At 66.2% G+C, this 6,000-nt stretch carries 4 protein-coding genes; all 4 read right to left on the bottom strand.

The window, feature by feature from the left end; genetic code table 11:
• Positions 1-252, bottom strand: a 252-nt coding sequence (locus P409_RS40560) for a hypothetical protein (RefSeq protein ID WP_238578580.1), incomplete at its 3' end; no start/stop codon positions are given.
• 242 nt (positions 253-494) lie between these two features.
• Complete coding sequence (locus tag P409_RS02550) at positions 495-2,198, bottom strand: phospholipase D-like domain-containing protein (RefSeq protein WP_081991156.1); 1,704 nt, start codon at positions 2,196-2,198, stop codon at positions 495-497.
• Between the two features lie 339 nt (positions 2,199-2,537).
• A complete protein-coding gene (locus P409_RS02545) occupies positions 2,538-3,908 on the bottom strand; it encodes an NCS2 family permease (RefSeq protein ID WP_052119940.1) in 1,371 nt (456 codons plus the stop codon).
• A gap of 54 nt (positions 3,909-3,962) precedes the next feature.
• Positions 3,963-5,837: an adenine deaminase gene (locus P409_RS02540; RefSeq protein ID WP_034831458.1), complete on the bottom strand. Its 1,875-nt coding sequence runs from the start codon at positions 5,835-5,837 to the stop codon at positions 3,963-3,965.
• Between the last annotated feature and the right edge of the window lie 163 nt (positions 5,838-6,000).

The following is a 6,000-nucleotide window of genomic DNA, read 5'->3' as shown; positions in this document are numbered from 1 at the left end:
GGCGACGCTTCGGCCCCTGCCCTGCTGCGCCCGGCCCTGACCCTCGGCCTGCCCTTGGTCGGCATCGGCGCCTCGGCCGCGACCTACTACCCGGACGATCGCCCGGCGCCTCGGCACCGAAAGCGTGGTGCCGGAGCATGCCGGCGTCACCAACGCCATCGGCGCGGTGGCCAGCGGCGTGCTGCAGCGGGCGTCCGTCACCATCACCACGCCGGAGGAAGGCCGCTTCCGCGTCCACGCCCCGGGCGGCATCCGCACCTTCGGCAGCCTGGAGGAGGCCGCGGCTTACGCCGAGGCCGAGGCGCGCGGCCGGGCCGAGGCCCTGGCGCGCGAGGCCGGCGGCCGGGGAGGTGGCGGTCACCGTCACCCGCGCCGACCGGGTGGTGTCGATGGCCGGCGGCCTCGACATGTTCGTCGAGAGCACCGTAACGGCCACCGCCGCCGGGCGGCCTCGGATGGGATGAGCCGCCGATCAGGGGCTCACCGCTATTCGTTCAAGCATCTGGCAGCCAGAATGCAAGCATGCGTTTGGTTTCGCCGCTCGTGCGGCGACGCTGCCAGGAAGGATTGCGCGAAAGGAACCGAAACGGATCACGATGCTCGCGCTCGGCCTCCTCGAGATAGGCCCGCCAGCGATAGTGACTGTAGGTCTGCATCGAGTTAATCGCATAGTGCATCGCGATCTCCCGATGTCCGCGGATGACGAGGAAATTCTCGTCATTGTCCCGGCTTGCCGATTTCGAGAAGTTGTGGGAGCCCGTGACCACGATCGGATCGTCGCTGAACGGGTCGATCACCAGCACCTTGGAGTGCGTGATGGCGTGGCCGATGCTGTTCCTGAACTCGTTCGCCGTGCCTTCGACCGCCCAGCGTCCGACCGTCATCTTCACCCCGGTGGTCTGAACCGTATCCAGGAAGAACTCCTCCGGGTCCTGCTTCAGCAGCTTGAAGTCTTCGAGTCCGGTGCTGGTGAATTGCGTCGCCACGCCACGAACATAGAGATTCTTCTCCTTCTGCATCCGCAAGAGTGTTCTCACCGGCTCGTTGCCGGGTTGGAACATGACAAAGAAGATTCCCTGGCGGGCGCCTTCGACGAGCTTGATCAGCTCCTTAATATCGATCTCTCGGCTGACCTTCGAGAACCAGCTGTCGATTGTCGCGGTGCCGAGCTCAATTCCGCGCTTGGGGCTGTTGTTCGAGGCGAGAAGGCCCGCCGTGCCGCCGTTCTTGGCTTGTTTGAGAAGCTCGAACTGCGCCTGGAAATGCTTGGCGAGATTCTCGTTCTCGATGAGGATACCGTTGTTCAACTGGGTGCAAAGACCGGTCGGAGTCCAGTTGAGGCTACCGGTTAAGAGCTTCTTCGGCCGGAACCCCGTTCCGATCCGCTCGCCGACGACGACGAACTTGTTGTGCGCCAAGCCATCCGGCGCGAGGAAGCGGTCGTGGACCTTGCAGCCGGCCTTCTTGAGGCGCTCGCGCGCCTTCGCGTTCTCGTCCTCACCTTGTTTCTCGACGCTGCCATTCGCGAGGACGATGTGTGCGCGTTCGCCGATGGCAGCCAGACCGTCGAGGAGTTCTTTGTCGCTGAGCTCGTACAGCGCCGCATGAAGTTCGAGGTTCGGCTTGCCGGCCACCTCGGCCAGCATGGCGAGGACGGCTTCGCGAAGCGTACCGCCGAGGAAGCTGCGGGCCTCCCGGTCGACGGCCTTGCTGATGATGACGACCCTGTCCTTCAGCTCCTGAAGCGTGATCCCGTGCGTCTTCATGTATCGCGCCATGAATTGCGACAGCACGTATCCACGATTGAAATGAACGCTGACGCCATCGCCGCAGTCGGCTTTCAGTTCGACCGTTGGGGACCAGTCGCTCGACGGTCCGTCCTTCAGCTTTCCGTCGTCGCCGGCAACGCGTGCGATAACTCGGTAGGCGATCACATCTCCAAGATCGGCAGCATGGTCGGTCCAATCGTAGCGCTGGAATGGCCAAATTTGAGAAGAGCGCGATCGATATCTCTGACCGTCGGCATCCAGCTCGGTATCGTCCTCAAATCCGACGCGATTCGAGATATATTTCGGCTCGGCATCGCCTCGCCTGCATTCTATGGCGAAACCTAAGCATCCTGGAATGTCGTCTTTGTGAGCCCAAACAAGATGAACATCGTCCGCATTCGCAAACACCTTGAGAGTAATTTCGAACATGGTAATCTCTCCAAATTTTTCACAATAATTCTCGATTCAATCTTACAATTACTAGACTTGACGGCATCATCACAAATAATAAGATCAGAATCTCGATCTCTTTCAGAGATACCGGCGGCCTCCCAATAGGGGAGACTAGCACAGCTAACGCCCGCGTGATCTTTCCTGGGCCGTCTTCCATATCGATGACATGTCGCAACAGTGACAGTACGCGAATCGGGCCTTCGATGCCACCGCGGGCTCCTAGAGCGGGAGTGCGGATGGAACATTCGGACGCCGCCTGAGATCGCGGGAAGCCGCCATCAGGCGGCCACCCCGGTCGCATGACCGACCGCCCAGTCACATCAGCCGGCTGGTCACCACGAAATACAGCACGAAGATCACCCCGAGCCCCCAGACCACGGCGGTGATGCCGGAGCGGCGGCCCAGCGCCAGGCACAGCAGGATATAGGCGAAGGTGCCGATCGCCATGCCGTTGATCAGGTTGTTGCTGAGCACCGTGACCAGCAGCATCAGCACCACCGGCACGGCGTTGGCGAGGTCCGCCATGTCGATCCGCGCCAGCCCCTGCAGCATGAAGATGCCGACCACGACCAGCGCCGGCGCTGTGGCCTGGGGCGGGATGATGACGAAGACCGGCCAGACGAACAGCGCCAGGGTGAAGCCGATCGCCACCACCACCGAGGTCAGCCCGGTGCGGCCGCCGGCCTGCACACCGGCGACGGATTCGATGAAGGCGGTGACCACCGAGGTGCCGAGCAGCGGTCCGACGATGGTGGCGGTGGCGTCGGTCGAGAAGGCGGCGGTGGCGTTCGGGATCGACCCGTCCGGCTTGCGCAGATTGGCCGCGCCGGTCACGCCGATCAGCGTCGCCAGCGTGCTGAAGAACTCGCCGCACAGGAAGTAGAACAGGAGCGGCAGCGCCACCAGGAAGTGCGAGACCAGATAGCTGAAGTCGAGCGCCAGGAAGGTGCTCTCCGGCCATTTCGGCAGGGCGAAGACCGCGGCCGGCAGCGTCGTCACCATGGTGCCGTCGTCCTTCAGCGGCACGAAGATGCCGATCACGGTGAGGGCGGCGATCGACAGGATCAGCGCCCCCGGCACGCCGCGGGCGACCAGGACGGGCGTGACCAGGATGCCGGCCAGGGTCAGCAGCACCGGCGGGCTGGCCAGCGACCCCATCGCCACATAGGTGTTCGGGTTGGCGACGATGAAGCCGGCGCCGCGCAGGCCGATGAACACGATCAGCGTGCCGACTGCGGCCTGAATGCCGATCTTCAGCGCCTCCGGCACCTCCTTCGCCACCTTCTCGCGCAGCCGCGACAGGCTGAGGCCCAGGAAGATCACGCCGGTGACGGCGACCATGGCCAGCGCCCCCTGCCAGGGGATGCCCATCTGCTTCACCATCACATAGGCGAAGACGATGTTCGACCCCATCGCCGGCGCCACCGCCAGCGGCAGGTTGGCGGTCAGCCCCATCATCAAGCTGCCGAAGATCGCGGCCAGCGCGGTGGCGATCACCAGGTCGCCGCGGTCCATGCCGGCGGCGGACATGATCGCCGGGTTGACGGCGACGATATAGGCCATCGCCGCGAAGGTGGTGATGCCGGCGATCACCTCCCGCGGCACCGAGCTGCCGCGCTCGGACAGCTTGAAGCGGCGGTCGAGCCAGCCATTCGTGGACGACGCCCGCGCAGTGGAAACGGTCATGAGCCCCCCTCGCCCGGGTCTGCGCCGGGTCGGTCGAACGAAATGGCGGTCCCCCTACCAGATGACGGGGTGCGTCTCCCCGCTCTGCACGTTGACGAAGCCCTGCGGCGCCTGCTCGCAGGGCGCCACCAGCACCCAGCGCCACGGCGCGCAGGTCAGGGTGGCGAAGATCAGCCGCTCCGGGAATCCCGGGAACCAGCGCGGGTGGAAGGTCGGCTCGTACATCCAGTCGATGCTTTCGGCCGCGGCGTAAAGCGCCTGCATCTCGGCGTCGAGCGCCTCCGGCGGCCGGCAGCTCATCAGCCCGCCGATCTCGTAGCGCACCGTGGCCAGGACGCGGCCGTCGCGCACCAGGGCCCAGCCGCCCTGCATCTCGGTCAGCGTGTTGACCGCCAGCGCCATCGCGGCGTCGGAGGAGCCCACGGCCCAGATGTTGTGCTTGTCATGGGCGACCGAGCAGGCCAGCGCCGTCTCCGGCGTGCGCGGGCCGCAGCCGAGCCAGAACATCTTCGCCACCCGGCCGTCGCCGGAGAAGCGGTCGACGATGGCGAACTTCGTGATGTTGCGGTCCGGGTCGCGCTGCACCGCGCCGTCGCGCACCGGCAGCTCGGCGGTGATGAAATCGTCGGCCCAGTGGAACGGCCGCAGCAGCGCCGCCTGCATGGTGTCGCGGTTCGGAGCGGCAGGCAGGGCGAAATCCGCCGCCGTCAGGTCGCGCCGGATGTTCACCGTCTGCCGTGCCCAGCCGGGCCAGTCGATCGCCGGCACCGGGCCGGTGTAGCGCTTGCCCTCCGACACCGGCTGGCCATCGGACCAGACCTCGGCGATCTCCAGGCCGGCGACGTCGGACAGCAGCACCACATCGGCGTAGCGCCCCGGCGCCAGGCTGCCGACCCAGGGCGTCAGCCGCATGTGCCGGGCCGGGTTCAGGGTGATGCACTGGATCGCGATCTCAGGCGCCAGGCCATGTTGGATCGCCAGCCGGGCATTGTGGTCGGTGGCGCCGAGCTTGACGGTGTCGGAGACGCTGCGGTCGTCGGTGGTGAAGGCGATCTGCGACCAGTCGGCCAGGCCCTTTTCGATCAGCCAGGGGATCACCTCCGGCATCGAATAGGGCCGCAGCTCGATGAAGATGCCGTGGGCCAGCTTCTCCCACACCTCCTCCGGCGTCCACGCCTCGTGGTCGGAGGCGAGGCCGGCGGCGGCGAAGGCGCTGATCGCGGCGGTGTCGCGCAGCCCCGCGCCATGGCCCTCGACCACGCCGCGCCGCTCGAAGGTGGCGCGGATCATGCCCCACAGCCGCGGATAGGACGGGTTCTCCGGGTTCCAGACCGCCGGCCAGTCCATCACCTCGTCCAGGCCGGCGACCATCAGGCTCTCCTTCAGGAAGCCTTTCTGCTCGTCATAGCCGTACCAGCCGCCGCCCCACTCATAGGCGGTCGGCGGCACCGCCGAGCCGGGCAGCGGGAAGATCTTCAGCGGCGAGCCGCGGCGCCGCGCCTCCAGCCAGAAGGCCAGGTTGTTCGGGCCGTCGACGTTGGAGAATTCGTGGCTGGCCTCGCAGGTCCAGGTGTTGCCGCGCGGCAGCACCAGCGCGGCCTCCCATTCCGGCGTCAGATGCGTGCTCTCGATATGCTTGTGCACCTCGCCGAAGCCCGGCACCGCCGCCAGGTCCGGCTTCTCCACCCGCCGCGCCGCGGTGCCCGGATAGCTGCCGGCCGGGCCGGTCCAGGCGATGCGCCGGCCCTTGATCGCGATCTCCTGATCCTCGCGCCAGCTCCTTGTGTGGACGTCCAGCAGCCGGCCCACCCGCAGCAGCGTGTCGGCCGGGCGTTTGCCCAGCGCGGTCAGCACCAGGTCCTGGCGGATCGCCACCTCGTCCTTGGCACCGATCAGCAGGTCGTCGGGCAAGGAAGGCGCGCTGGCCATGGGCCGGTCTCCGCAAGAGGGTATGTCCGACCTTTACGCCTCCCCTTTCGGACCCGCCAGTCTCTTTTCCATGTGTCGCAGGTGAAATTTCCCGGAAACCGCTGCCGCCCCAGGAATGGCCGGGAACTCCATCCCTCCGGCCCAGATGAACTCACCAGCAAGT

Origin of the sequence: Inquilinus limosus MP06 (assembly GCF_000767795.1) — a bacterium.
Classification (GTDB): domain Bacteria; phylum Pseudomonadota; class Alphaproteobacteria; order DSM-16000; family Inquilinaceae; genus Inquilinus; species Inquilinus limosus_E.
This window is presented reverse-complemented; position numbering and strand designations above follow the sequence as displayed.